This window comes from Kitasatospora sp. NPDC028055 (assembly GCF_040637885.1).
Classification (GTDB): Bacteria; Actinomycetota; Actinomycetes; order Streptomycetales; family Streptomycetaceae; genus Kitasatospora.
The window spans coordinates 51,167-75,574 of the sequence record NZ_JBEZXE010000038.1 but is presented as its reverse complement, the minus strand read 5'-3'; the positions used below and the strand labels follow the sequence as shown (position 1 = coordinate 75,574).

Here is a 24,408-nt window from a genome sequence, read left to right as displayed (position 1 = left end):
CGGGCATTCCGCCAGTGAGAACGATCGTTCTCACCTTGGTCGCTACCCTAGGAGAATCATCGTTCTCACGCAAAGGGCACGGCAGATGGAACAGATGGACCCGCTGGACCAGATCGACCCGCGGACCCGGATCCTCGACGCGGCCGAGGAGCTGTTCTACGGACGGGGCATTCAGGCGGTCGGGATGGACGCCGTCCGAGCCGCCTCCGGGCTGACCATGCGCCGCGTCTACCAGCACTTCCCGGCCAAGGACGAGCTGGTCGAGGCCTACCTGCGGCGGCGCGACGCGCGGTGGCGGGCGAGCCTGGCCGTCCACGTCGCCCGGGCCGGCGGCACGCCCCGGGAGCAGGTGCTCGCGGTCTTCGACTGGCTCGGCCGGTGGTTCGCCGAGCCCGGGTTCCGCGGCTGCGCCTTCGTGAACTCCTTCGGCGAGCTGGGCGCGACCAGCCCCGCTGTCGCGGCCGCCGCCCGGCACCACAAGGCGGAGTTCGCCGGGTACCTGGCCGGCCTGGTCGACGCCGTCGGCGCCCCGCCCGCCACCGCCGCCCAGCTCGCGCTGCTGGCCGAGGGTGCGATCACCGTCGCCGCCGTGCACGGGGACCCGGCCGCCGCCGCGGAGGCCCGCGCGGCTGCCGCTCTCCTGCTGGACGCGGCGGCACCCGTACGGAGCTGAACGCGGTGGCCGTTCGGGGTCGGGGTCCGGTCCCACACTCCCGGACCCCGGGTCGGGGGGCGGCTCAGTCGATGGTGTAGCCGGAGCCGTAGGCGGTGACGGTGAACGGGCCGTCCAGGTCGTAGTTGCCGGTGGCGGCGATCCGCCGCAGGCACTCGACCCGGTCGACGGACTTGCGCCACTCCTCGGCGGTGGAGGAGTTGGAGGGGTTGTTCAGGTCGTCGATCCGGACGTCGAAGAAGGCGTCCAGCCAGGCGCGCTCACCGGCGGCCGAGGGTGCGCCGACCCTGGCCGTGGTCCGGCCGATCAGCGCGGGCAGGGCGTCGTACTCGCTGCCGTTGCCGTGCTGGATGGAGGCGTCGTAGAGCTCGGCGCGGGCCAGCGCGGTGGTCAGGCCGAGCCGGTCGGCCTGGTCCATGGCCGGGGTGAAGTAGCGCTGGTCGACCTGGTCGTCCTGGACCTGCCGGAAGGCCGGGTCCTGGGCGGCCTGCTGCCAGGCGGCGATGTAGTCGGCCTCGGGCAGGCCGCTGGTGTCGCCGCTGCCGGCGGCGGCCAGGCGCTCCAGTTCGGGGATGAAGCGAGCGAGCGGGTTGTCGGGGGCGACGGTGGTGTAGGCGCGGACCACCTTGAGGGCGTCGCCGTCGTTGGTGGTGAACCCGGCCCGGCCCGCGGTGACGCCGCGGCCGTCGTTGATGTTCTCCGCGTAGCCGTACTGGATGGTGGTGGTGCTGTTCTCGAAGACGCTGACCAGCTGGTCGGCGCGGCGGCGCTGGTCGGGGGTGAGCCCGCCGGCGGCCACCCGGGGGGCGGTGCCCGCCTGTCGGGCCGCGGCCGCCGGGGCGGCGGGCTGCTCCGGTGCGGCCTGGACCGGGCCCACGGCCCAGGCGCCGCAGGCGGCGGTGGACAGGAGGAAGGCGGCGAGTGCCGTCCCGGTGCTCACTGCCCGGGCGGTGTTCCTGGTGGTCCTGCCAGCGGTGCTGCGGTCCATGGGGAGGTCGTCCTCTCGGTGGGGGGAAGAGGTCGTGCTCGGATCCGGCGATGTCTTGTTAGGAAACCTTCCTAACGATGGGCATTGAACCACCGACCGCTGCCCCCGCCAAGCCGTCGGGCGGGGTGGAGTTCGGTGCGGGTAGGCCCCTTGCGCCCCACGCGCCCCTCGTTTATCGCCCGTTGATCGCCGCCGCCTAGCGTCGGGGCCATGGACGACAGGACGGCCGAGTGGCCGGGGGCGGCGCCCGAGGGGCGGATGACCGAGCAGGACGCCGAGCGGTTCCGGCAGTTGCTGGCCGGGCTGGAGAGCTCGCTGGCGGCGGACCGGGAGGTGGCGGGGCGTGAGACCTGAGGCCGCCGAACCGCGCGGCCCGGTGGCGGTGCTGCCGCTCTGGCGGCGCGGGGAGGAGTACCGGGACGCGGACCGGCCCGGGGTGCCGCGGGGGCACCCCGGGCCGGTGGCGTCGGATCAGCCGGAGCCGGAGCCGGAGCCGAAGGAGGCGCCGGAGGAGACGCCGGTGCCGGCGCCGGAGCAGAACTGATCGACCGTCAGCAGTCGCACCCGCAGTCGCAGCCGTCGCAGCCGCAGGAATCGCAGCAGTCGCACCCGCACTTGCCGCACTCGCAGCAGCTGGGGTCGCAGCAGTCGCAGGCGTTGCAGCAGTCGTGCCGCTCGCAGAAGCCCTTGCGGCGCTCCCGGCTGAACGGGTCGTCGTGCTCGCAGCAGAGCAGCTGGCAGGAGCAGGCCATCAGGGCCCACACCGCGCACCCGGCGAGCAGGTTGCGCGGGTGCGGCGGCTTCCCGCCGAGCGGCGGGCCGAAGCCCGGGCCCTGCGGCACCCACGGGGGGAGGGGCGCCTGGTCCGGGGCCTGGCCGGGCGGCACCTGACGCGGCGGCGCGTCCTGCGGGGTGTCGGCGGTGGCGTGCTCGGCCCCGGCCGGACCGCGCCGGCAGCTCGCCGCGTGCCCGGCCCGGCCGAAGACCCGGTCCACCGCGGTCTCCGTCTCGTGCGCGAGCAGCACGTGCACCAGGGCCCGGTCGGTGAGCTCGACCTCCCGGAGCGCGAGCCGGATGCCGTGCACGGCGTCCCGGCAGAGCCGTTCGGCCTCGGCCCGGTCGGTGCCGGTGGCGGTCAGCGGGTTCCAGGCGCCCGAGGCGGCGTCGGCCGCCTGGTCCTCGGCGGCGTCCAGCAGGTGGGCGAGCCGGCCGAAGAGCCGCCCGGCCTCGGCGAGCGGGGCGGCGTTGCCGGGCCGCCCGGCGATCACGGCGGTGTGCGCGAAGGCGGCCGAGGTGGCGGTCTCGGTGGGCTCGGTGACCAGCAGCACGGAGCCGCCGGGCCGCAGTGAGCGCTCCAACTCGCCCTGCCGGGAGGCGGCGTCGAGCAGCACGGCGGTGTCGAAGCCGACCGCGGAGGCGCTGCCAGCGCTCTGCCGGTCCCAGCGCCTGGTCACCGCGCGGGCCCCGGCGGCCACCGGGCGGCGGGCGAACACGCCGTCCCGGTCCTCGACGTGGTCGCGGATCTTCACCGAGGCGAGCGCGAGCGAGACGGCGGCCGCCAGCCGGGCGCCCTCGCCCTTGGCGACGGAGGCCGTGCGCATGCCGCGCAGCGGGCAGGGCCCGGCCGTGCGGCGCCAGTTGGTGTCGGTCGGGGCGGCCTGGGCCTCGACCAGGACGGAGATGATCAGGCCGTCGTAGTTGGTGGCGGTCCGGGCAAGCTGCCCGTGGTCGTCCCGCAGGGCGAGGCAGAGCCCGCACAGGTGCGCCATCCAGGAGGTGCGGAGGCGTTCCGACAGCCGGTGGCCGCACGGTCTGATGATGCCGAACACGATCGTTGCTCCCCCTCGCCGGTGGGCCGCGGCACGGCCCCTCGGGCCGCTGACCGGCCCCTTTGTCGCCGAACATCATATGATCACCGGCTCGGTGACGGCCGACGGGCGGGCGAACCGAGGCCGCCCCGAGACCGAGCCGCCGTCAGACCTTCACAGTCTCCGGAGAACTCCCGGGAAGGTGATCCCAGATCCGGGATAGCATCACGGATATGGGAATCGACACCGCCGCCGACGAACGGCTGGCACAACGGCTCGCCGAGTTGCGGGTCGAACGCGGCTGGACGCTGGAGGAGTTGGCGCAACTGGCCGACGTCAGCCGGTCCACCCTCTCCCGGGTGGAGCGCGCCGAGGTCAGCCCGACCGCCGCCCTGCTCGGGCGACTGTGCACCGTGTACGGGCGGACCATGTCCCGGCTGCTCGCCGAGGTGGAGTCCGGCGCCGCCCGGCTGGTCCGGGCCGACGACCAGCAGCTCTGGCGCGACGAGGCCACCGGCTTCGTCCGCCGCTCGGTCTCCCCGCCGCACGGCTCGCTGCACGCCGAGATCATCGAGGGCCGGCTCCCGGCCGGCGCCGACATCGCCTACGACCGCCCCTGCCTGCCCGGCCTGGAACACCACCTCTGGCTGTTCGAGGGGCAGTTGGAACTCACCCTGGACGGCGAGGCCGAACTCCTCGGCCCCGGCGACTGCCTGCGCTACGGCTCCGGCAGCATGCGCTTCCGCAGCCTCGGCCCGGGCGAGGCCCGCTACGCCCTGGTGGTGGTCGAGTCATGAGCACCGCCACCGGCCCGATACCGGAGCGGGCGGGCAGGCAACGCTTCGACGCCGCCGGGCGCCGCGTCCTGCTGGTCTGCGTCGCGGGCGGCTTCACCACCCTGATCGACCAGTCCGTCCTGAACACCTCCCTCCCCGCCCTGCGCCAGACCCTGCACGCCCAGCCCGCCCACCTCCAGTGGATCGTCGCCGGGTACTCCCTCGCCTTCGGCCTCGCGCTGATCCCCGGCGGCCGCCTCGGCGACGTCAAGGGCCGCAAGTGGTTCTTCGTCACCGGCCTGGCCCTGTTCACCGCGGTCAGCCTGGTCTCCGCGACCGCCACCGCCCCGGAGGTGCTGATCGCCGCCCGACTGCTCCAGGGCGTCGGCGCCGGACTGGTCAACTCCCAGATGATCGGCACCCTTCAGGACGTCTTCGACGGCCAGCTGCGCGCCCGCGCCCTCGGGATGTACGCCGTCACCGGCAGCCTCGCCTTCGCCCTCGGCCCGCCGGTCGGCGGCCTCGTCCTGGCGGCGGCCGGCCCCGAGCTCGGCTGGCGGCTGACCTTCCTGCTCAACCTCCCGTTCGGCCTGGCGACCCTGCTGCTGGCCGTGCGACACCTGCCCGCGCCCCGCCCGGCCACCCGGCACGCCGACCTCGACCTGCTCGGCCTGCTGCTGGTCGGCGCGCTCACCCTCGCCTTGATGCTGCCCTTCGTCCAACCGCCCGGCTGGGCCGGCTGGCTGGCCTTCGGAGCCGGCGCCCTGGCCCTGCTCGGCGCACTGGTCGGATGGCAGCGCCGCTACGCCCGGACCGGCGGGCACCCGCTGATCCACCCCGCCCTCAGCCGCTCCGCGCCGTACGCGCTCGGCACGGCCACCGCGATGGCCCAGTTCGGCTCCTCGCTGGCCGCCTCGCTCGTCCTCACCATGTTCCTCCAGGACGGCCTGGGGCTGTCCCCGATGGGCGCCGCCCTGGTCTCGCTGCCCTCCGCGCTGGCCATGGCGGCGGCCTCCGCGCTCGCCTGGCGGGTGGTGCAGCGGCTCGGCCGGCGCACCGTCACCCTCGGGATGACCGGCTCCGCGCTCGCCATGCTGCTCAGCGGCGCCGTCGCGCACTGGGCCCCGGCCGCCGTGCTGCCCTGGCTGCTCGCCCTGCTCCAACTGCTCAGCGGCGCCTCGGTCGGCCTGATGGGCTCCACCAACCAGGCCTACGTGCTGCGCCACGCGCCCGCCGAGGCGGCCGGGGTCAGCGGGGCGATCCTGCAGATGGCGCAGCGGATCGCGGCGGCCGTCGCGGTCTCCGCGCTGTCCGGGGTCTACCTGCGCGAGACGGCCGGGGGCGGCGGCCACCGCTCCGCCTACCTGGCGGCGAGCCTGGTCTGCGCGGCGGTGGCCGGACTCGCCGTGCTGGCCTCGGTGTTCGCCGGCCGGGCGGCCGGGCCGGAACGCACCCCCGAGGGCACCGCCCCGGTGCGCCGAGGGCGAACGGCCGTCCGGTAGCAGCCGGTCGGCGCGTACGGTGTCGCCATGACGACAGTACGAACGGTGGAACTGCCCGGCGTCACGCTCGCCTACCGGGAGAGCGGACGCCCCGACGGCCCGCCGCTGGTGCTGCTGCACGCCCTCGGCGAGCGCGCCGCCGACTGGGAGCCGGTGCTGCCCGACCTCGCCCCCGACCACCACGTGTACGCGCTCGACCTGCGCGGCCACGGCGACAGCGGCCGCACCGCCCGCTACGGCCTGGCCGAGATGCGCGAGGACGTGCTCGCCTTCCTCGACGCGCTCGGCCTGGCCCGGGTCGACCTGGTCGGCCACTCGATGGGCGGCGTGGTCGCCTACCTGCTCGCCCAGGCCGCACCCGAGCGGGTCGACCGGCTCGTCCTGGAGGACATCGCCGCCCTGTACCCGCGCCCGTCGAGCGTGCCGCCCGAGGGCGCGGACGAACCGGCGCACTTCGACTGGGCGATGGTCCGGGCCGTCAAGGCGCAGCTCGACACCCCCGACCCGGCCTGGCGGGAGGGGCTGGCCCGGATCACCGCCCGCACCCTGGTTGTCGCCGGCGGTGCCACCAGCCACATCCCGCAGGAGCGGGTCGCCGAACTCGCCCGGCTCGTCCCGGACTGCCGCCTGGTCACCATCGAGGCCGGGCACCTGGTGCACCGCACCCGGCCCGCCGAGTACGTCGCCGCCGTGGCGCCGTTCCTGGCGCCCTGAGCGACCCGGCCGTCCCACCGGGATCCGCGGGCCGTCCCACCGGGATCCGCGGGCCGTCCCGCCCGGATCCGCCGGCCGTCCCGCCCGGACCGCCGGTCGACGCCCTCGGCCGCCGGTGCCCGGTACTTCCGCCCCCTCAGACCCCCTGCTCGGCGGGCAGCCGCCCGCTGCGCACCGCCGCCAGCAGCTCGGCGTGGTCGGCCTCGGTGCGGTCCGCGTAGGTGACGGCGAAGGCCGCGACCGCCTCGTCCAGCGCCTCGTTCTTGCCGCAGTACCCGGCGAGCAGCCCCGGGTCGGCGGTGTGGGCGTGCGCCCGGGCGAGCAGCGCGCCGGTGATCCGGGCGTAGTCGTCCAGCTGGCCCGGCAGCAGCGCGGCCGGGTCGACGCTGCCCTTGCGGTTGCGGAACTGCCGCACCTGGTAGGGGAGTCCGTCCACGGTGGTCCACCCGAGCAGGGTGTCGCTGACCACCTGCATGTGCTTCTGGCCGAGCACCACGCGCCGCCCCTCGTGCTCCTCCGGCCGCTGCCCCCGGCCGCCGTCCAGGTACGGCAGCAGGACGGACGGCCGGGCCTCCTTCACCTGGAGCACCAGCGGCTGGTCCCGGTGGTCGGTGAGCAGCACGACGTACGAGCGGGTGCCGACGCTGCCGGTGCCGACCACCCGGAACGCCACGTCCTGCACCCGGTAGCGGGACAGCAGGGTGCGCACCTCGGCGGGCACCGTCGCCACGTACGGGCCGAGCGCCCCGGCCACCGCTCGGGCGGTCGCGTCGGTGACCTCGGTGAGCACCGGCGGGGCGGCCGTGAAGCGCCAACCGCCGTCCGCGGTACGGATGGTGCTGCGGGCGGCGAACCGGGCGCTGGTGTTGCCGAGGGCCTTCGCGCCGACCCTGGTCAGCACCTCGGTGAGGTCGTGCGCCTCGGTGAAGGACACCAACTGCTCGTCCGCCACGGCGTTCCAGGCGTCCAGGGCGGGCAGCTTGGCGAGGGTGCGCATGGTGCGCCGGTAGGAGGCGGCCGCGTGTGCGGCGGCGGCCCGGGCGGTGGTCTCGCTCGCCCCGGTCTCCCGCCCGGCCAGCACCAGGCTGGTGGCCAGCCGCTTGAGGTCCCACTCCCAGGGGCCGGGCACGGTCTCGTCGAAGTCGTTGATGTCCATCACGAGTTGGCCACGCGCGTCGCCGTACAGGCCGAAGTTGGCCGCGTGGGCGTCCCCGCACAGCTGCGCGGTGACGCCGGTCACCGGAGTGCCCGCGAGGTCAGCGGCCATCAGCCCGGCCGACCCGCGCAGGAAGGCGAAGGGCGTGGCGGCCATCCGGCCGACCCGGATCGGCACCAGCCCGGGGATCCGGCCGGCGTTGGAGGCCTCGATCGCCGCCACGGCGGTGGGCCGGTCGGGTGCGGGCGCGAACTCCGCGTGCCGCTCCCGGGGGACGCGCTCGCGCAGGGCCTTGCCCTGCTCGCGGGCCCGCTGCGCCCGGCCGTCCGGGCCGGTCGCGAATCCGGGGACGCCGAACTGCCGCCGTGCCGTGCTGCCTCTGTTCTCCGTCACTGTCCCCGCCCCGCCCGCCTTGCTCGAACTCCCGCCCGTGACCTGCACGGATGGCTCACCAGGGGGAGGACGTCCGGGACGGCGCGGTGGTTCCCGGGGCCGCTGGGACAGCTGGGGCCCGCCGTGCCGCGCGGGCGGGCCGGGGCCTACCGTGGGGCGGGTGACTGAGCTTCGGAACGGCCTGACGGTACGACTTCCCGCCGCCGCGGCGGCGCTGGTGACGGTGGCGGCGGGCCTGGGCGTGCGCGCCGTGCTGACCGGCGAGGTGGCCAAGTGCGCGGGTGACGCGCTCTACACCGTGCTGGTGTACGCCCTGGTGGTGCTGGTCGCGCCCCGGGTGCGGCCGCTGCGGGCCGCCGTGGTGGCGGCCGCGGTGAGCTGGGCGGTGGAGCTGTTCCAGGCCACCGGCCTGCCGGACGCCTGGGGGCGGCACAGCGCGCTGGTGCACCTGGTGCTCGGGTCGACCTTCAACCCGCCGGACCTGTTCTGGTACCTGGTCGGCGCGGCGGGCGCCGCGCTGTCGCACCGGGTGCTGCGGGCCGGCCGGATCAGCCGGCCCACAGCACCCGGTGCGAATGTCTGACGGAGCGTCAAATTCTGACGTGCCGTCAGAGTGGCAGCAGCTCCGGGCGCTTGGCCTCGACGTGGTCGCCCGAGGACTCCCCGCGCAGGCGTCGGCCGACCCAGGGGATCAGGTACTCGCGGGCCCACTGGAGGTTCTCCCGCCGCTGGTCGGCGGGGGTGAGCGCGCGGGCGGTCGGCCACGGGGCCTCCGGGTCGTCCTGGGTGCGCAGGCCGAGCGAACGGGCGGCCAGCAGGGCGACCCGCTGGTGGCCCTCGGGGGAGAGGTGCAGCCGGTCCTCGCTCCAGGCCCGGCGGTCCTGCACCGCGCGCAGCGACCACAGGTCGGCGACCTTGCAGTCGTAGCGGTCGGCGACCGCCCGCATGTGGCCGTTGTAGGTGGCGATCTTGCCGCGCAGGTGCTTGAGCAGCGGCACCTCGCGGGTGTCGAAGCCGGTGCAGATCAGCACCGTCCCGGCGTTCTCGGCGAGTTGGGCGATGGCGGCCTCGAAGCGGACGGCCACCTCGTCCGGGTCGCTGCCGGGCCGGAGGATGTCGTTGCCGCCGGCGCAGAAGGTGACCAGGTCGGGCTGGAGCCGGCGGACCTGCGGCACCTGCTCGGCCACGATCTGGTCCAACAGCCGCCCCCGCACCGCCAGGTTGGCGTAGCGGAACCCGCCCGGCGGCCGCCCGTCGGCGAGCAGTCCGGCCAGGCGGTCGGCCCAGCCGGCGAAGGCGCCGTCGGCACCGGGGTCGTTCAGGCCCTCGGTGAAGCTGTCCCCGAGGGCGGCGTACGAACTGAGGTCAAGGGTCTCCTGGAGGTTCGGCATGAAAGAGATAGTTCACCCATTCAAGTGACCTACGCCACCGTAGGTGAGCCTGGCGGAACGTGAGATGGGCCACGTACGCTCTACGGCCCCGCCCGGCCGCAGAGCGCCCGGTCCGGGAAAGCACAAGGTCCGTTCCCCCTTCCGCTTTCCGGCCCGCCCGCACGATGCTCGAAGGACGGCGCGCCGCTCCGGCCGCCGTACCTTCCCTGGGGGAGCACCGGCCATGAACAGCTCCGAGAACTGGACCGTCGACGACCGCTGCACCAACTGCGACGTCGCCCGGCAGCTCGCGCCCGACCTGATCCGGGAGCGCGACCGCAAGTCCGAACTGGTCCGCCAGCCGCGCGACGAGGCCGAGCGCCGCCAACTGCTCGCCGCCGCCCACGCCTGCCCGACCCGCTCGATCCGCCCCGGCAACGGCCCGCTCGACCGGGCCACCGACCCGTTCCCCTTGGCCCTCGACGAGACCGGCGAGGTGCTGCTGCTGGGCCACAACTCCCGGCAGACCGCGGGCGCCACCGCCTACCTCTGCCGCCGCCCCGACGGCTGGGTGATGATCGACACGCCCCGCTGGAGCGAGGCCCTCGCCGCCCGCTACCAGGCGCTCGGCCCGGTCACCGACGTCCTGCTCACCCACCGCGACCACGCGGCGCACGGCCGCGCGTACGCCGACCGGCTGGGCGCCCGGCTCTGGATCCACGAGGGCGACCTCGCCGCGGCCCCGGACGCCGACCGGGTGCTGCGCGGCACCGACCCGGTGGAGGTGTCGCCCGGCCTGGTCGCCCACCCCTTCCCCGGCCACACCCGCGGCAGCGTGCTGTACGTCGCCGACGAGCGGTACTGCTTCAGCGGCGACAGCCTGTACTGGTCCCGCACCAACCGGGACATCGAGGTGCAGGAGGCGGTGACCTGGTACTCGATCGAGGAGCAGACGGCCTCGCTGGAGCGCGGCCTGGACGCGCTGCGCTTCGAGTGGCTGCTGCCCGGCCACGGCGACAAGCACCGGATGCCCGCCGAGGAGGCGGACCGCCGGCTGCGCGCCCTCGCCGTCCGGGCCCGCGCGCTGCGGACCGAGCCGGTGGACTTCGCCGCGGTGCGCTGGTGAGCGGTCCGGCTCGCCGGTGAGGGTCCGGCCCGGCGCGGCTCGCCGGTGACCCGGCCCGCCGTGAGCGGTCCGGCCCGCCGGTCCGTGCGCCGGGGCTCGCGCCGGGTGCGCGGGGGGTTGCGCCCGCCGGGGGCGCCCGCGCGGGTGTGCGAGCGGGGATGGCGGGGCAGCCGCCTCAGCAGCGACCCGCAGCTCCGCACCCGAACTCCCCGCGATCCTAGGACGGTTGAGCGATGCCCACGCACACCCCGGCACGTACGGCCCGGCCCCGGCGCTACCTGATGTGCCGGCCGACGTACTTCACGGTGGACTACGCGATCAACCCGTGGATGGACCCGGCGAAGCCCACCGACACCGCGCTCGCCGTCCGCCAGTGGGAGCTGCTGCACCGGACCTACCGCCGCCTCGGTCACACCGTCGAGCTGATCGACCCGGTGCCCGGCCTGCCCGACATGGTCTACGCCGCCAACGGGGCCACCGTGCTGGACGGCCGGGCCCTGGTGGCGACCTTCCGCCACCGTGAGCGGGCCGCCGAGTCCGAGGCCTACCAGTCCTGGTTCCGGCTGCACGGCTACCGCGCGGTGCGCCGCGCCGGGCACGTCAACGAGGGCGAGGGCGACCACCTGGTGGTCGGGCGCCGGGTGCTCGCCGGTACCGGCTTCCGCACCTCGCGGGCCGCCCACGCCGAGGCGGAGGAACTGTTCGGCGTCCCCGTGGTCAGCCTGACCCTGGTCGACCCGCGCTTCTACCACCTGGACACCGCGCTGGCCGTGCTCTCCGACGACCACGTCATGTACTACCCGGAGGCCTTCGACGCCCACAGCCGCTCCGTGCTGCGCAGCCTCTTCCCGGACGCGCTCCTCGCCGACCGGGCCGACGCCGAGGTGTTCGGACTGAACGCGGTCTCGGACGGCCGCCGGGTGCTGCTCCCGGACACGGCCAAGAACCTGGCCGGCCGGCTCGCCGAGCAGGGCTACGAGCCGATCCCGGTGGACGTCTCCGAACTGCTCAAGGGCGGCGGCGGGGCGAAGTGCTGCACCCTGGAGCTCAGGCCCTGACCGCGCCCAGCCAGAGGTCCGGCCCGAACACCTCGTAGTGGATGTCCGCTGCCGGGACGCCCGCCGCGAGCAGTTGGCCGCGCACGGCGCGCAGGAAGGGCAGCGGTCCGCACAGGTAGGCGGTGGTGCCGGCCGGGACCTCGACGGTCGACAGGTCGACCAGGCCGGTGCGCTCGGCCGGCCAGTCGCCGAGCGGCCGCTCGTAGAAGACGTGGGCGGTGGCGTCGGAGAGCCTGGCGGTCAGCTGCTCCAGGTCGGCGCGGAAGGCGTGGCTGAGCTGGTCGCGGTCGCCGTGCACCGAGACGATCCGCCGGGTGGAGCCGGTGGCGGCGAGGTGGTCGAGCATCGCGGTCATCGGGGTGTTGCCGATGCCGGCGGAGGCGAGCAGCACCGGGCCGTTGCCCTCGGCGAGGGTGATGTCGCCGAGCGGGGGCGCGAGTTCGACGGTGTCGCCGGTGTACAGGTGGTCGTGCAGGTGGCCGGAGACCTCGCCGCCGGGCTCGCGCTTGACGCTGAACCGCAGGGCGCCGTCGGCCCCGCCGGAGAGGCTGTACTGGCGGATCTGGCGGGCGCCGTCGGCGAGTCGGGTGCGCACCGAGACGTACTGGCCGGGGCGGGGGACGGGGGCGGGGCGGCCGTCGGCCGGGCGGACCAGGTAGCTGGCGACGGTCGAGGTCTCCTGGTGGCGGGCGATCACCGTGTACGGGCGCCACAGCTCGGCCGGGTCACCGCCGGCCGCGGCCTCGGCGCGCAGCCGGTCCTCGATCGCGATCAGCGCGTTGGCCATCAGCCAGTACACCTCGTCCCAGGCGGCGGCGACCTCCGGGGTGACGGCCTCGCCGAGCACCTCGACGATCGCCGCGAACAGGTGCTCGCGGACGATCTTGTACTGGGCGCTCTCGATGCCGACCGAGACGTGCTTGTGGGCGATCCGGGCGAGCATCGCGTCCGGCCGCTGGTCGGGGTGGGCGATCAGCGCGGAGGCGAAGGCGGCTATCGAGCCGGCCAGCGCCTCCCGCTGGGTGCCGTTGGCCTGGTTGCCCCGGTTGAACAGGTCGCGCAGCAGCTCGGGGTGGGCGGCGAACAGCCGGTCGTAGAAGCGCGGGGTGATGTCACCGATCGCGGCGCCCACGACGGGCAGGGTGGCCTCGACGACCTCGGAGGACTTCGCGGACAGCATCAGAGGAACTCCTGACGGGTGGCTGAGAACTGGTACCTGAGATTCGTATTTAAGCCCGTGAGTGCCGACCGACCCCCCGGGGGGGCGGGGTTAATCGGAGGGGTTGATCGGCGGGGTCAGTCGACGGGTCGGGCGGTGAGGCCGAGCAGGACCGGTCCGGTGGGGGAGGCCACCAGCTGGTCGATGCTGAGCGGGTCGAGCGCGGCGAAGAACGCCTCCTGGGCGGTGCGCAGCGCCCCGCGCAGCCGGCAGGCGGCCCGCAGCGGGCACGGCGGGTCGTCCTCGCAGCCGACCACGTCGCCGACGCCCTCCAGTTCACGCAGCAGCAGGCCGAGCGAGCCGGTCCGCCCGGCGAAGGTGATCATCAGTCCGCCGCCGCGTCCGCGTCGGGCCTCCACCACCCCGAGGTGCTGCAGCCTGCTGACCACCTTGGCCGCGTGGGTGTACGGCACGCCGACCGACTCGGCCACCTCGCGGGTGGTCGGGTTCTCGCCCTCGCCGATCACGGCGAGCCGCATGGCGATGCGGAGGGCGATGTCGGTGCTCTTGGTCAGCCTCACGATCGAAACGCTAGCGAATACGACTCCAGAACTCCAATTTCCTGCACGACCCCGACGGGCGCTCCCGGTGACCCCGACGGCGTCCCCGGTGACCTCGCCTGTGGCCCCGCCGCATCTCGGTCGAATCTGAACAGTTGGCGACATTACCGATCAGCTCCTGACGCGCCGTCACCAAGCGATCTACGCTTCGCAGCGGCTCCGGAGCCACGTCCTTCACCACCTCCCCCTGGTCGACCTCCCCTGGAGAATCCGTGAGATCACCGCGTGCACCCCGGCGCACCTGGACGGCCGTGGCGGCGATATCCGCAGCCACGGCCGCGCTGCTCTCCCAGCCCGCCCCCGCCGAGGCCGCCGCGCCCCCGCCGACCGTGGCGGCCCACGTGCCGGTGGCGCCCTACCCGGCGGGTGTGGCGCTCACTCCGGACGGCGCCCGGGCCTATGTGACCAGCCAGAGCACCGGCACCGTCAGCGTGCTCGACACCGCGACCCGGACGGTGACCGGCAGTTTCACCGCCGGTACGGGCTCCTACGCGGTCGCCGTCTCGCCCGACGGCCGGCGCGCCTACCTGACCCACCACCTGGACAACGCGGTCAGCGTCGTGGACACCGCGAGCAACGCCGTCACCGCGACCGTCCCGGTCGGCGTCCAGCCCTGGGGCCTGGCGCTCTCCCCGGACGGCACCCGCGCCTACGTCAGCAACGCCGGGGCCGGCACCGTGAGCGTGCTGGACACCGCGAGCAACACCGTCACCGCCACCGTCCCGGTCGGGGCCGAGCCGCACGGGCTCGCCGTCTCGCCCGACGGCAAGCGGCTGTACGTCGCCGCCTCCGGCGCCAAGGCGGTGAACGTGGTCGACACCGCGAGCAACGCGGTGAGCGCCACGATCGCGGTCGGCCACAGCGCCTTCGGCCTGGCGCTCAGCCCCGACGGCAGCCGACTGTGGGCCGCCGACGGGGACGACACCACGGCCGCCGTGCTCGACACCGGCGCCGGCACCCTGGTCGGCACCGTCACCGTCGGCAACGGCCCCTACTCGGTGGCCCTCGCCCCGGACGGCTCCACCGCCTACGTCTCCAACTACGCCGACAACACGCTGAGCGTCATCGACGCGGCCGGCCGGACCGTCACCGCGACCGTCCCGGTGGGCGCCGGCCCGTACACCCTGGCGCTGAGCGCCGACGGGCGGCGCGGCTACCTCGCCGACTTCACCGGTGACGCCGTCGACGTGCTGAACCTCCCGCTGCCGGTGCCGGCGGTGACCGGGATCAGCCCGAACGGCGGCTCGGGGGCGGGCGGCACGACGGTGACCATCACCGGCACCGACCTCAACGGCGCCACCGCCGTCACCTTCGGCGCGGCCGGTCCGGCCACCTCGTTCAGCTGCACGAGCACCAGCTGCACCGCGACCGCCCCCGCCACCACGGTGACCGGCCCGGTCGACGTCCAGGTCACCACGCCCGGCGGCACCAGTGCCGCCGTCGCCGCCGACCGCTTCGACTACACCGCGCCCAGCGCCCACCTGGCCGTCGCGCTCACCGCGACCCCGGTCACCGACCTGCTCTCCAGCCGGGTCGACTACACCGTCACCCTCACCAACCAGGGCCCGGACCCGATCACGGCGGCCACCGTCGCCGCCGCTCTGCCCACCGGGCCGACCACCACCTCGACCGACTGCACGGTCGCGGCGGGCAAGCTCACCTGCACCCTGGCCGCCCCGCTCGCCAAGGGGGCCAGTGCCACCCGGCACTTCTCCGTCCGGGTCGGCGCGCTGAGCCTGCTCACCTCCTGGGACGTCACCGTGGCCCGCACCGCCGGCGCCCCCGCCGACCCCTCGCCCGCCACCAGCCGGGCGACCCGCAGCTGCACCTCCGTCCTCGGCCTGCTGATCACCTGCCACTGATCACCTGCCGCTGATCACCTGCCACTGGGCGCCCCCTCGGAGGCCCCGTTCGGAACGCCGGGCGGGGCCTCTCCCACACCCGGCCCTGCTCCCGCCTCTGGACTGAGTGTCCGAGTCGGACGTACAGTCCATCCATGCCTGCCGAAACCCCTGACCCGCGCGTGCGGACCTGGTCGCCGGTCTGCCGCGCGGTCGCCCAGCTGCTGGGGCCGTACGCCGAGGTGGTGCTGCACGACACCGCCACCGACCGGGTGCTGGCCATCTGGAACCCGATGACCGCCCGCGCCCCCGGCGACCGGTCCCTGCTCGGCGAGCTGGACGAACTGGACCCCTCGGCCCCGGACGTCTACGGGCCGTACGAGAAGCTGCTGCCGGACGGCCGGCGGCTCTCCTCGGTCAGCGCGGTGCTGCGGGACGACGCCGGCCGGCCCTCGGCGGTGCTCTGCGTCAACCTGGACCGCGGCCCGCTGGACCAGGCCGCCGCCCTGCTGACCAACTTCGCCGCCCCCACCGCCCCTCGCCCCGAGCCGCTGTTCGAACGCGACTGGACGGAGCGGATCAACGACGTGGTCGGCGGCCACGTCCGCGCCCAGGGCCGTCCGCTGGAGCGCTTCACCCGCGAGGACCGGCTCGCCGTGCTGCGCGAACTGGACGCGGCCGGGGTGTTCGCCGTCCGCCGCGCCGTCCCCGTCGTGGCCGTGGCGCTGCGGATCTCCCGCTCCACCGCCTACGCCCTGCTCGCCGAGCTCAAGCACCCCGCCGCGCCCAGGAAGAACTGAGGACCACCCGATGACCCAGCTGCCCGACTTCCGGCTCGAAACCTACTTCACCCGCTGGGAGTTCACCGCCCGCCACCACCTCACCGCCTCCGACGCCCAGACCATGACGATGGCCGAACTCCTGGCCCTGGCCGGCCCGGAGGACCGCGAGGCCTGGGACACCCTGGCGCTCGGCTACACCGAGACCTTCGGCGACCCGGGCCTGCGGCGGGCGATCGCCGGGATGTACGAGCGGGTCGACGCGGACGACGTGATCTGCTTCGGCGGCGCCCAGGAGGGGATCAACCTCGCCATGCAGGTGCTGCTGGAGCCGGGCGACCACGCGGTGGTGGTGACCCCCAACTACCAGTCGGCGGAGACCATCCCGCTCTCGCTGTGCGAGGTCACCGGGGTCGCCCTGGACGAGCGGCAGGACTGGGCGCTCGACCTGGACGCGGTCGAGGCGGCGCTGCGCCCGAACACCAAGGTGCTCTCGGTCAACTTCCCCAACAACCCGACCGGCACCCTGATCGACGCCGCCGACCTCGCCCGGCTCGCCGAACTCTGCGAGGAGCGCGGCATCCGGCTCTTCTCGGACGAGGTCTACCGCGGCCTGGAACGCGACCCGGCCCGGATCCTGCCGCAGGCCGCCGACCTCTCGGCCACCGCGCTCTCGCTCAACGTGACCTCCAAGTCGCTCGGCCTGCCCGGCCTGCGGATCGGCTGGATCGCCTGCCGGGACCGCGAGCTGCGCACCCGGCTGGAGCGGGCCAAGCACTACACCACCATCTGCAACTCCGCGCCCAGCGAGGTGCTGGCCCGGATCGCGATCACCGCCCGGGAGCGGATCCTCGACCGCAACCGGGGGATCATCGCGGCGAACCTGCCGCACTTCGACGCCTTCTTCGCCGAGTTCCCCGAACTCTTCGACTGGCGCGCCCCGGACGGCGGCTGCGTCGCCTACCCGCGCTACCTCGGGCCGGACGGCGTGGAGGACTTCTGCACCGCGCTGGTGGAGCAGGCCGGCGTGCTGCTGATGCCCGCGAGCATGTTCCGCTCCGAGCTCACCCCCACCCCGGCCGACCGCTTCCGGATCGGCGTCGGCCGTCGCGACCCGGGCCCGGCCCTGGAGGCCTTCGCCGACTGGCTGCGCAAGCGCTGAGCCGCCCCACCCCGCCGGCGGCGGCCGGGGCGGGGCGGAGTGGGCGCGGACGGCCGGGCGGGGACAGTCGGGCTGGGACAGTCGGGCGTGGACAGCGCGGGGCCCGGACACCGAATCGGTGCCCGGGCCCTCCGCCGTCGGCGGCCGCCGGGGTCAGAGCTTCTGCCAGGCCGGCTTGGCCGCGTAGGTGTCGCGGAAGTAGTCGGCCAGCTTGAGGCGGGAGGCGGCGGCCTCGTCCACCACCACGGTGGCGTGCGGGTGCAGCTGCAGCGCCGAGGCGGGGACGGCGGCGGCCAGCGGGCCCTCGACGGCGAGCGCGACGGCCTCGGCCTTGGCCTCGCCGGTGGCCAGCAGCACCAGGTGGCGGGCCTCCAGGATGGTGCCGATGCCCTGGGTGATGACGTGGTGCGGGACCTCGTCGATGCTGTCGAAGAACCGGGCGTTGTCGACCCGGGTCTGCCGGGTCAGGGTCTTGATCCTGGTCCGGGAAGAGAGCGAGGAGCAGGGCTCGTTGAAGCCGATGTGGCCGTCCGTGCCGATGCCGAGGATCTGCAGGTCCACGCCGCCGGCCTCGGCCAGTGCGCGGTCGTAGGCGGTGGCGGCCGCGGCGATGTCGGCGGCGTTGCCGTCCGGGCCCAGGAAGGACTCCTCGGTCAGGCCCAGCGGCTCCACGACCTCCTTCAACACCACCGAGCGGTAGGACTCCGGGTGGCCGGCCGGCAGGCCGACGTACTCGTCCAGCTGGCAGACGCGCGCCCGGGAGGCGTCCAGGCGGCCGTCGCGGACCCGCTCGGCGAGGGCCTGGTAGATCGGCAGCGGGGTCGAGCCGGTCGCGACGCCGAGCAGGGCCTCCGGCTTGTCGGTCAGCAGATCGGTGATCGCCGCGGCGATGAGCTCGCCGGCCGCTGGGGCGTCAGGGACGATCACGATTTCCATACTGGGTCCACCGTTCTGAGGCGTGGCTGAGGTCTAGACCTTCGAGGTCTAGACCAGTTTGCCGTGAACGGGCCCCCAGGTCCACCCGGGGCCGGTGTCGCAGTCGGAGGTCCTGCCTGGTGGGGGCTTTCCGCGGGCCCCGGGCCGCCGCCGGGGAAAGCCGGGAAGCCCAGGGGCTGGGAAGCCCGAGGAGCCGGGGCCCGAAGGCCCCGGCTCCCGGTGCCCGGAGGTCCGGGCTGCCCTGTCTTACGGAGGTGTCCTTCCGGACGGTGTTCCTCCGGACGGTGTCCTTGCGGACGGTGTCCTTGCGGACGGCGTCCTTCCGGTGGCCGATCGGGGTCCGGCCTGCCGGAGCGGAGCGCGCCGGATCAGAACGGGTTGGTACAGGTGGTCACCTGCTTGGCGGCGTCCAGCGCCGGGCCGGCGGTGGCGCAGATGATGCGGGGGGCGGTGGCGGTGACCTTGGGGGTGACGGCCTGGGCGGGGCCGAGTCGGACGGTCGTCGCGCTGGCGACCGTCTCCCACGGGCTGCCCCAGGCCTGCTGGGTGCGCACCTCTACCTGAACCATCGTCAACTGGGTGGGGTCCGCGTTGACCTGGGCGATGCCGACGATGCCCTCACCGTCGGCCTGGTGGGTGATGCAGGGGCGGTTGAGCACCGTGGCGCAGGCCGCGGTGCCGGCCTCGGACGTCGCCGTGGCGGCCACGGCGGGGGCGGCCGACAGCCCGGCGATCCCTGCCACCGTCATCATCACGGCTGCAATCCGAGTGCGCATGATACGAACCTCCTTGGAAACAAAGGGAATCTCACTTCTTGAGATGAGTCTTGCACACATCATGAGATCGGCAAGTGTGCGTTGCGTCACACTCATGGTGACGGTTCAACTACTGGCTGCAATCGTTCGCCGGATGTTCAGCACACGGACAAGTCGCGGCCTGACGGATGATCAGTCGGTCCGCATCGCCTCTGGCCATCGCCAACGTCCTGACCTGCAAGGGTTCATGGCCGACCGCGCCCGGCGCCGGGGTCCCGCTCGGGGCGGCGGGGCGCCGGGCAGGGGCCGGTGCGTGCGCCGGGGGAGGGCTGGAGGGGTCCCGGGGCCGGGTTTCCCGTACTCCGACTCCGCTGCTTTGACCAGGCCTTGAACCACCCTTTTGTCGACAGCGATCGTCCGGGCCCCGCTTGGACCCCGTCCGGGCGCCGTCCGGGCCCTGTCACTCGTCCGGGTAAGTGCCTTGCCATCGGGGCGAATCGGACGGATACCATCGAACCGATCCCACGGAGGTGGCGGCGTGGACACGGTCATCGTGCAACTACCCGGCCAGGGGCCGGAGTCGGCGCCCGGCGCGGCGCCCGCACTGCTGCGGATGGGCCCCGGTGAGACCGCGGTGTTCGGCCGCGGCGAGCCCGCCCGGCCCGTCCCCATCCCGCTGCCCGACCAGGGCGTCTCCCGCCGGGCCGGCGAAGTGGTCGCCGCCGAGGACTACTGGCTGCTGTCCAACTTCTCCACCACCGCCACCTATGTGGTGGAGAACCTCGAAGGCGCGGGGGAGCACGTCAAGGTCGCCCCCGGCCGGCTCGGCGCACCCGTCCCCTTCGAGCTCTCCCGGGTCCTGCTGCCCGCCCTCGGCGAGCCCGCCGCCTTCAAGGTCTTCGCCCCGCAGCACTGCTACCTGGACGGTCACCCCGCCGACGCGGACGGCGAACACACCGTCAGCCCCTTCGCCCTGGACCCGACCGCCAAGTACTTCCTGGTGCTGCTCGCGCTCTGCGAACCCCGGCTGCGCTCGCCCTCCGCCGCCGCCGTGCCCGGGGTGACCGAGGTGCTGGCCCGGCTGCGCGCCCTGCCCGCCTGCCACGGGCTGACCCGCTCGGCGGTGAACTACCACATCGACTACCTGGTCGGCGCCAAACTGCGGCTGCGCGAGCCGTACGAGGAGGGCCCGGCCGGGGGCAAGCGCGAGGAACTGGTCGCCCTGGCCCTGCGCTTCGACCTCGTCCGGGAGGAGCACCTCTCGCTGCTGCCGCCCCGGCGCCCGGTCGCCCGGCCGTGACCCCGGCCGACCGACCGGACCCGGACCGGCCCGACCGCGACGAGCCCAGCCCTTGCGAGCCTTGTCCCGAGGGGCCCGACCGCGAGGGGCCGCCGCCACCGGAGGGGCGGTCGGTGCGGCGGCCGCCCTTCGAGGTCCCCCCGGGCTACCCCCTGGCCGGCTACCGCACCGGCGCCTTCCTCGGCGCGGGCGCCTGGGGCAGCGTCTACGCCGCCGAGGGCCCGGACGGCACCCCGGTCGCCGTCAAACTGCTCGGGCCGGCCCGCTCCAGCCCCGGCCAGCGCCGTACGGTGGCCCAGATGGCCGCCGGGGAACTGCGGTTCAGCCGTCGCGCCGACCACCCCCACCTGATCCGCACCCTCGCCGTGGTCACCGTCGACGACCCCGACCACCCCGAACTGGACGGCGCCGTCGCGCTGGTGATGGAACGCGCCGCCCGCAGCCTCCAGGACCTGCTCGCCGCCGCGCGCCCCGGCCGGGCCGTCCCCGGCGCCGAGCGGATCCTCGCCGGGGTCTGCGCCGGACTGACCCACATGCACCGGGCCGGCTGGGTGCACGGGGACCTCAAACCGGCCAACATCCTGCTGATGCCCGACGGCACCGCCAAGATCGCCGACTTCGGCCTGACCGCCGAGCTGGAGGGCACCCACGCCTACGCCCCGCCGCTCGGCTCACCCGACCACGTCCCGCCGGAGTGGTGGTCCGAGCGCACCGGCGCACGCGGGGTCGCGGTGCGCCCCAGCGCCGACGTCTGGGCCTTCGGGGTGATCGCCCACCAGCTGTTCACCGGCGGACTGCACCCCTTTCTCGGCGCCACCGCCCGGGCCCGCTCGCTGGCGGCCCAGGCGTACGCGCGCGGCGCGGCCCCGCTGCGGCTCGACCAGGCGCTGCCGTCCCGCTGGCGGCCCGTGGTGGCGGCCTGCCTGGCCCCGGACCGGGAGGAGCGCGCCCGCACCGACCTGGCCGCCCTGGTGGCCCGGGCCGGCACCCGCCCGGCCGCCCGACGCCGGGTGCTGCGGGCCGGCCTCGGGGTGCTGGCCTGCGCGGCCGTCCTGCTCGCGCTCACCGGCGGCCCCGAGCCGGGCGGCCAGAGCGGCCAGGTCGAGCCGGGCGCCCACCGGGCCGCGCCGCTGCCCGGGGCGATCCCGCCCGGCTCCGACGTCCCGGTCGCCTACCGGGGCATGGTCGAGGACGCCGCCCGGCGCTGCCCGGAGCCGGAGGTCACCCCCGTCCTGCTGGCCGCCATGCTCAAGGCGGAGAGCGGCTTCGACCCGAACGCGGCCCGCCCGGAGACCGGCGAGTACGGCATCGCGATGTGGACGCCCGCGGTCTTCGAGGCCTGGGCCAAGGCCGCCAGCCACCCCGGGCCGAAGTCCTACCTGGACCCGGGCGACGCGATCGCCGCGATGGGCAACTACGTCTGCTGGCTCGACCAGCAGCTCAAGCGGCAGGGCTTCACCCGCGAGCTGCCCGCGCTGGTCGCCGCCGCGTACCGGACCAGCGACAAGACCGTGACGGCCGCCGGGGGCGTCCCGGAGCGGGTCCGGCCGCACGTCGACAAGGTGCTCCGGTACCTCGCCGACTACGGCGGGTGAGCGCGCAGTTCGGGACAAGTCGGGCCACATCCACCCACATCCCGGCGCGGGCACCCGGGCGACCGGCCTCCGGTCTGGGATCCTCGGGCGCATGATCACGAAGCTCCGCGCGGCCTCCGCGCAATGGACCGTCGTCGTCCCGGTGGCGGCGTTCGTCGTCCTCGCCCTCACCTGGCACGAGGACCTGCCCGGCTGGGTGGTCGGCGTCGTCGCCGTGTTCCTGGTGGGGGCGGTGCTGGCCGCCGTGCACCACGCCGAGGTGATCGCGCACTGGACCGGGGAGCCGTTCGGATCGCTGGTGCTCGCGGTCGCCGTCACGGTGATCGAGGTCGCGCTGATCGTGACGCTGATGGCCGACGGCGGGGACAAGTCCTCGACCCTCGCCCGGGACACCGTGTTCGCCGCCGTGATGATCACCTGCAACGGGATCATGGGCCTGTCCATCATCGTGGCCGCGGTCAGGTACCGCACCGCCGTCTTCAACCCCGAGGGCACCGGCACGGCGCTCGCCTGCATCGCCACCCTGGCCACGCTCAGCATGGTGCTGCCGACCTTCACCACCAGCACCCCGGGCCCGCGGTTCTCCACCACCCAGCTGACCTACGCGGCCATCGCCTCGCTGGTGGTGTACGGGCTGTTCGTGACCACCCAGACCCTGCGGCACCGGGACTACTTCCTGCCCGTCACCGCCGAGGGCGAGGTCCGCCGGGAGGAGGACGAGGACGACCACGCGGCGCCGCCCACCGTCCGCGCCGCCGGGACGAGCCTGCTGCTGCTCGCCGTGGCGCTGGTCTCGGTGGTCGGCCTGGCCAAGGGCGTCTCGCCGACCATCGAGTCCGCGGTGGACAGCGCCGGACTGCCGCACGCCGTGGTCGGCGTGGTGATCGCCATGATGGTGCTGCTGCCGGAGACCATCGCGGCACTGCGCTCGGCCGTGCGCAACCGCTTGCAGACCAGCCTCAACCTGGCCCTCGGCTCGGCGCTCGCCAGCATCGGCCTGACCATCCCGGCGGTCGCGATCGCCTCGGTCTGGCTCTCCGGCCCGCTGGTGCTCGGCCTCGAACCCTCGCACCTGGTGCTGCTGACCCTGACGGTCGTGCTCGGCACCCTGACCGTCATCCCGCGCCGGGCGACGCTGCTCCAGGGGGCGCTGCACCTGGGGGTGCTGGCGGAGTTCGTGGTGCTGGCGGTGAATCCGTGACAGGAGTGAACCACTGAGGCCCCGGTGGCCGTGGAGATGAACGGAAGCCCCTGGCACGTCCCCCCGTGCGGTCAGGGGCTTCCGTCGTCCCCGCCCCTGATCTGACGGGATCAGGGACGAACCCGGCCCGCCGACGGACGTCGACGGGCCGGGCGCTTCGGCGCCGCGGCTCAGACGCGGCACCGCGGCCCCCGGAGGGCTCAGACCCCCGGGGACCGGCGTACCGGGGTGCCTCAGGCGGAGGTGCGGCGACGGCGGGTGTAGACCACCGCGCCCGCACCGGCGACCAGCAGGGCGGTACCGGCGCCCGCGTACAGCAGGGTGCCGTCGCTACCGGTGGTGGCCAGCTTCTTGCCGTCGGAGGCCGCGCCCGGGATCGGGGTCGGGACGCTGACCTTGGCCGGCACGACCAGCGGCTGGCTCGGGCTGACCTTGGTGCCGTTCCCGGGGTGCACCGGGACGGTGGCGGTCGGCTGGGTGGACGGGCCGGTGCTCGGCACGGTGCTCGGGGCGCCGGTCGGGACCTCGGCGGCCGGGGTGGTGGGCGCGGCGGTGGCCGGGGCGGTGGGCGCGGGGGTCTTCGCGGGCTCGGTGGCCGGGGCGGTCGGCGCGGGGGTGGTCGGCACCGGCGGCAGCGGGGTGGTGGACGGCGTGGCCGAGTGCGAGGGCGCGGGGGTGTGGGTGGGGGCCGGGGTCTGCGACGGAGTGGGGGTGTGCGACGGCGCCGGGGTGTGCGACGGGCTGGTGCTCGGCACCGCGGTCGGCTTGCCGGTCGGGGCCGGGGTGCGCCCGCCGCAGTCGACCTTGAAGACCTTCTGCTTGGGGTTGCTGACGTCCGGGTTCTCCGGCAGCTCGCCGTCGACCAGCGGAACGGTCGCCCAGAACAGCTTGTAGTGGCCGTCCGGGAGGTCGATGTCCTCGGTACGGACGTGGCCCTGGCCGTCGACCGGGAGGTCGCCGTACACGAGCGGCTCGGTCATGTCGCCGTTCATGTCGAAGATCGCCCAGAGCACGTCCTGGTTCGGGTCGAAGCCGAAGGAGTCCAGGTAGAAGGTGCAGACCTTGGGCTCGTTGCGCACGTCCTCCTGGCCGGTGGTGGCGTCGTGGATCTTCACGGTGCCGTTGTTGCCGGGGGCGCCCTTGCCGTTGCCACCGGCGGCGGCGTGCGCGGCGGGGGAGAGCAGCAGCAGGGCGGCGGCGGTGGGGACGGCCACCAGGGAGCGGGCGGCGGTGGAGCGGAGGTGCATGGCGTTCCATCGGGTACGGCGGGCCGGGACGAGTCCGCGCGGTGGGTGGGGGCCTTCGGTCGCCCGCCGGACGGGGGCCGGCCGGGTACGACGTGAGGGGCACAAAAGTTCCCGCAGTACGAAAGGTGGCGCAAGGGGGATTTGGCCGGAATGCAGCGCTGAGAGCGATTGGTCCGACTAGTTCCCCGCAACGATCCGATCACCCGATTGTGGTGAATTCATGTGCACCACAGGCTTCTGACGTGGCGA

General features: G+C 74.7%; 24 protein-coding genes. 15 read left to right on the top strand and 9 right to left on the bottom strand.

Annotated elements, in window-relative coordinates; genetic code table 11:
- Nucleotides 1-85 precede the first annotated feature (85 nt).
- The gene (locus AB0F71_RS29845; protein WP_360240609.1) at nucleotides 86-673 is read left to right on the top strand and encodes a TetR/AcrR family transcriptional regulator; all 588 of its coding nucleotides are present in this window, start codon (nucleotides 86-88) and stop codon (nucleotides 671-673) included.
- 64 nt (nucleotides 674-737) lie between these two features.
- Here the strand turns inward: AB0F71_RS29845 and AB0F71_RS29840 are convergent, their stop codons facing one another.
- Nucleotides 738-1,661, bottom strand: a complete 924-nt coding sequence (locus AB0F71_RS29840) for a chitosanase (RefSeq protein ID WP_360240606.1) — start codon at nucleotides 1,659-1,661, stop codon at nucleotides 738-740.
- A 210-nt stretch (nucleotides 1,662-1,871) separates the two neighbouring features.
- On the opposite strand from AB0F71_RS29840, the gene AB0F71_RS29835 reads away from it, so the two are divergent.
- Both AB0F71_RS29835 and AB0F71_RS29830 read left to right on the top strand, forming a co-directional pair.
- Nucleotides 1,872-2,015, top strand: a complete 144-nt coding sequence (locus AB0F71_RS29835; RefSeq protein ID WP_360240603.1) for a hypothetical protein — start codon at nucleotides 1,872-1,874, stop codon at nucleotides 2,013-2,015.
- Complete coding sequence (locus tag AB0F71_RS29830; protein ID WP_360240600.1) at nucleotides 2,005-2,205, top strand: hypothetical protein; 201 nt, start codon at nucleotides 2,005-2,007, stop codon at nucleotides 2,203-2,205. Before AB0F71_RS29835 ends, AB0F71_RS29830 begins: the two co-directional genes overlap by 11 nt.
- A 7-nt stretch (nucleotides 2,206-2,212) precedes the next feature.
- Here AB0F71_RS29830 and AB0F71_RS29825 read toward each other — a convergent pair whose 3' ends face one another.
- Nucleotides 2,213-3,490 (bottom strand): DUF5685 family protein, encoded by a 1,278-nt coding sequence (locus AB0F71_RS29825; RefSeq protein WP_360240597.1) that lies wholly within the window; start codon nucleotides 3,488-3,490, stop codon nucleotides 2,213-2,215.
- A 212-nt stretch (nucleotides 3,491-3,702) separates the two neighbouring features.
- Between AB0F71_RS29825 and AB0F71_RS29820 the strand changes: the two genes are divergently transcribed.
- From AB0F71_RS29820 to AB0F71_RS29810, 3 genes are read left to right on the top strand one after another with little or no spacing between them, the layout of a single operon-like run.
- Entirely contained in the window at nucleotides 3,703-4,266 is a 564-nt protein-coding gene (locus tag AB0F71_RS29820) for an XRE family transcriptional regulator (protein WP_360240594.1), read from the top strand.
- Nucleotides 4,263-5,747 carry an MFS transporter gene (locus AB0F71_RS29815; protein ID WP_360240591.1) on the top strand — a complete coding sequence of 495 codons (1,485 nt, stop codon included), beginning with the start codon at nucleotides 4,263-4,265 and terminating at the stop codon, nucleotides 5,745-5,747. The genes AB0F71_RS29820 and AB0F71_RS29815 overlap by 4 nt, the downstream gene beginning before the upstream one ends.
- A 27-nt stretch (nucleotides 5,748-5,774) precedes the next feature.
- Nucleotides 5,775-6,461 carry an alpha/beta fold hydrolase gene (locus AB0F71_RS29810; RefSeq protein WP_360240589.1) on the top strand — a complete coding sequence of 229 codons (687 nt, stop codon included), beginning with the start codon at nucleotides 5,775-5,777 and terminating at the stop codon, nucleotides 6,459-6,461.
- A gap of 136 nt (nucleotides 6,462-6,597) precedes the next feature.
- On the opposite strand, the gene AB0F71_RS29805 is transcribed toward AB0F71_RS29810, so the two are convergent.
- Nucleotides 6,598-8,010 (bottom strand): DUF2252 domain-containing protein, encoded by a 1,413-nt coding sequence (locus AB0F71_RS29805; protein WP_360240586.1) that lies wholly within the window; start codon nucleotides 8,008-8,010, stop codon nucleotides 6,598-6,600.
- Between the two features lie 160 nt (nucleotides 8,011-8,170).
- On the opposite strand from AB0F71_RS29805, the gene AB0F71_RS29800 reads away from it, so the two are divergent.
- Nucleotides 8,171-8,593: a DUF2809 domain-containing protein gene (locus tag AB0F71_RS29800; RefSeq protein ID WP_360240583.1), complete on the top strand. Its 423-nt coding sequence runs from the start codon at nucleotides 8,171-8,173 to the stop codon at nucleotides 8,591-8,593.
- Nucleotides 8,594-8,618: 25 nt separating this feature from the next.
- On the opposite strand, the gene AB0F71_RS29795 is transcribed toward AB0F71_RS29800, so the two are convergent.
- Nucleotides 8,619-9,401, bottom strand: a complete 783-nt coding sequence (locus AB0F71_RS29795) for an SGNH/GDSL hydrolase family protein (RefSeq protein ID WP_360240580.1) — start codon at nucleotides 9,399-9,401, stop codon at nucleotides 8,619-8,621.
- Nucleotides 9,402-9,624: 223 nt separating this feature from the next.
- Between AB0F71_RS29795 and AB0F71_RS29790 the strand changes: the two genes are divergently transcribed.
- Nucleotides 9,625-10,506 carry an MBL fold metallo-hydrolase gene (locus AB0F71_RS29790; RefSeq protein WP_360240577.1) on the top strand — a complete coding sequence of 294 codons (882 nt, stop codon included), beginning with the start codon at nucleotides 9,625-9,627 and terminating at the stop codon, nucleotides 10,504-10,506.
- Between the two features lie 233 nt (nucleotides 10,507-10,739).
- Nucleotides 10,740-11,564 carry a dimethylargininase gene (ddaH, locus tag AB0F71_RS29785; RefSeq protein ID WP_360240574.1) on the top strand — a complete coding sequence of 275 codons (825 nt, stop codon included), beginning with the start codon at nucleotides 10,740-10,742 and terminating at the stop codon, nucleotides 11,562-11,564.
- Here ddaH and AB0F71_RS29780 read toward each other — a convergent pair.
- Complete coding sequence (locus tag AB0F71_RS29780; RefSeq protein WP_360240571.1) at nucleotides 11,554-12,744, bottom strand: globin domain-containing protein; 1,191 nt, start codon at nucleotides 12,742-12,744, stop codon at nucleotides 11,554-11,556. The two genes, ddaH and AB0F71_RS29780, sit on opposite strands and share 11 nt — an antisense overlap.
- Nucleotides 12,745-12,860: 116 nt before the next feature.
- A complete protein-coding gene (locus AB0F71_RS29775) occupies nucleotides 12,861-13,304 on the bottom strand; it encodes an Rrf2 family transcriptional regulator (protein ID WP_360240568.1) in 444 nt (147 codons plus the stop codon).
- Between the two features lie 251 nt (nucleotides 13,305-13,555).
- Between AB0F71_RS29775 and AB0F71_RS29770 the strand changes: the two genes are divergently transcribed.
- From AB0F71_RS29770 to AB0F71_RS29760, 3 genes are all read left to right on the top strand, one after another.
- Nucleotides 13,556-15,205, top strand: a complete 1,650-nt coding sequence (locus AB0F71_RS29770) for a beta-propeller fold lactonase family protein (protein ID WP_360240565.1) — start codon at nucleotides 13,556-13,558, stop codon at nucleotides 15,203-15,205.
- Nucleotides 15,206-15,339: 134 nt separating this feature from the next.
- Nucleotides 15,340-15,984 carry a PAS domain-containing protein gene (locus AB0F71_RS29765; RefSeq protein WP_360240562.1) on the top strand — a complete coding sequence of 215 codons (645 nt, stop codon included), beginning with the start codon at nucleotides 15,340-15,342 and terminating at the stop codon, nucleotides 15,982-15,984.
- A gap of 10 nt (nucleotides 15,985-15,994) precedes the next feature.
- Nucleotides 15,995-17,125 carry an aminotransferase class I/II-fold pyridoxal phosphate-dependent enzyme gene (locus AB0F71_RS29760; RefSeq protein ID WP_360240559.1) on the top strand — a complete coding sequence of 377 codons (1,131 nt, stop codon included), beginning with the start codon at nucleotides 15,995-15,997 and terminating at the stop codon, nucleotides 17,123-17,125.
- A 153-nt stretch (nucleotides 17,126-17,278) separates the two neighbouring features.
- Here AB0F71_RS29760 and nagB read toward each other — a convergent pair whose 3' ends face one another.
- Together nagB and AB0F71_RS29750 are read right to left on the bottom strand one after the other, a co-directional pair.
- Nucleotides 17,279-18,061, bottom strand: coding sequence for a glucosamine-6-phosphate deaminase (gene nagB, locus AB0F71_RS29755; protein WP_360240556.1), 783 nt, complete (start codon nucleotides 18,059-18,061; stop codon nucleotides 17,279-17,281).
- A 368-nt stretch (nucleotides 18,062-18,429) separates the two neighbouring features.
- Nucleotides 18,430-18,837, bottom strand: a complete 408-nt coding sequence (locus AB0F71_RS29750) for a hypothetical protein (RefSeq protein ID WP_360240553.1) — start codon at nucleotides 18,835-18,837, stop codon at nucleotides 18,430-18,432.
- Between the two features lie 517 nt (nucleotides 18,838-19,354).
- Between AB0F71_RS29750 and AB0F71_RS29745 the strand changes: the two genes are divergently transcribed.
- The 3 genes from AB0F71_RS29745 (at nucleotide 19,355) to AB0F71_RS29735 (ending at nucleotide 22,912) form a co-directional block, all read left to right on the top strand.
- Nucleotides 19,355-20,116 (top strand): serine/threonine protein kinase, encoded by a 762-nt coding sequence (locus AB0F71_RS29745; protein WP_360240550.1) that lies wholly within the window; start codon nucleotides 19,355-19,357, stop codon nucleotides 20,114-20,116.
- A 113-nt stretch (nucleotides 20,117-20,229) separates the two neighbouring features.
- Entirely contained in the window at nucleotides 20,230-21,711 is a 1,482-nt protein-coding gene (locus AB0F71_RS29740) for a serine/threonine-protein kinase (protein ID WP_360240547.1), read from the top strand.
- Nucleotides 21,712-21,802: 91 nt separating this feature from the next.
- Complete coding sequence (locus tag AB0F71_RS29735; RefSeq protein WP_360240544.1) at nucleotides 21,803-22,912, top strand: ionic transporter y4hA; 1,110 nt, start codon at nucleotides 21,803-21,805, stop codon at nucleotides 22,910-22,912.
- A 233-nt stretch (nucleotides 22,913-23,145) separates the two neighbouring features.
- On the opposite strand, the gene AB0F71_RS29730 is transcribed toward AB0F71_RS29735, so the two are convergent.
- On the bottom strand, nucleotides 23,146-24,159 hold the full coding sequence (locus AB0F71_RS29730) for an LPXTG cell wall anchor domain-containing protein (protein WP_360240541.1): 1,014 nt from the start codon (nucleotides 24,157-24,159) through the stop codon (nucleotides 23,146-23,148).
- Nucleotides 24,160-24,408 lie beyond the last annotated feature (249 nt).

Excerpts from the sequence above, each read along its gene's own strand:
- nagB (WP_360240556.1), bottom strand. The coding sequence starts at position 18,061 with ATGGAAATCGTGATCGTCCCTGACGCCCCAGCGGCCGGCGAGCTCATC.
- AB0F71_RS29765 (WP_360240562.1), top strand. The coding sequence starts at position 15,340 with ATGCCTGCCGAAACCCCTGACCCGCGCGTGCGGACCTGGTCGCCGGTC.
- AB0F71_RS29760 (WP_360240559.1), top strand. The coding sequence starts at position 15,995 with ATGACCCAGCTGCCCGACTTCCGGCTCGAAACCTACTTCACCCGCTGG.
- AB0F71_RS29750 (WP_360240553.1), bottom strand. The coding sequence starts at position 18,837 with ATGCGCACTCGGATTGCAGCCGTGATGATGACGGTGGCAGGGATCGCC.
- AB0F71_RS29810 (WP_360240589.1), top strand. The coding sequence starts at position 5,775 with ATGACGACAGTACGAACGGTGGAACTGCCCGGCGTCACGCTCGCCTAC.
- AB0F71_RS29835 (WP_360240603.1), top strand. The coding sequence starts at position 1,872 with ATGGACGACAGGACGGCCGAGTGGCCGGGGGCGGCGCCCGAGGGGCGG.
- AB0F71_RS29735 (WP_360240544.1), top strand. The coding sequence starts at position 21,803 with ATGATCACGAAGCTCCGCGCGGCCTCCGCGCAATGGACCGTCGTCGTC.
- AB0F71_RS29815 (WP_360240591.1), top strand. The coding sequence starts at position 4,263 with ATGAGCACCGCCACCGGCCCGATACCGGAGCGGGCGGGCAGGCAACGC.
- AB0F71_RS29820 (WP_360240594.1), top strand. The coding sequence starts at position 3,703 with ATGGGAATCGACACCGCCGCCGACGAACGGCTGGCACAACGGCTCGCC.
- ddaH (WP_360240574.1), top strand. The coding sequence starts at position 10,740 with ATGCCCACGCACACCCCGGCACGTACGGCCCGGCCCCGGCGCTACCTG.
- AB0F71_RS29780 (WP_360240571.1), bottom strand. The coding sequence starts at position 12,744 with ATGCTGTCCGCGAAGTCCTCCGAGGTCGTCGAGGCCACCCTGCCCGTC.
- AB0F71_RS29795 (WP_360240580.1), bottom strand. The coding sequence starts at position 9,401 with ATGCCGAACCTCCAGGAGACCCTTGACCTCAGTTCGTACGCCGCCCTC.
- AB0F71_RS29790 (WP_360240577.1), top strand. The coding sequence starts at position 9,625 with ATGAACAGCTCCGAGAACTGGACCGTCGACGACCGCTGCACCAACTGC.
- AB0F71_RS29845 (WP_360240609.1), top strand. The coding sequence starts at position 86 with ATGGAACAGATGGACCCGCTGGACCAGATCGACCCGCGGACCCGGATC.
- AB0F71_RS29840 (WP_360240606.1), bottom strand. The coding sequence starts at position 1,661 with ATGGACCGCAGCACCGCTGGCAGGACCACCAGGAACACCGCCCGGGCA.
- AB0F71_RS29730 (WP_360240541.1), bottom strand. The coding sequence starts at position 24,159 with ATGCACCTCCGCTCCACCGCCGCCCGCTCCCTGGTGGCCGTCCCCACC.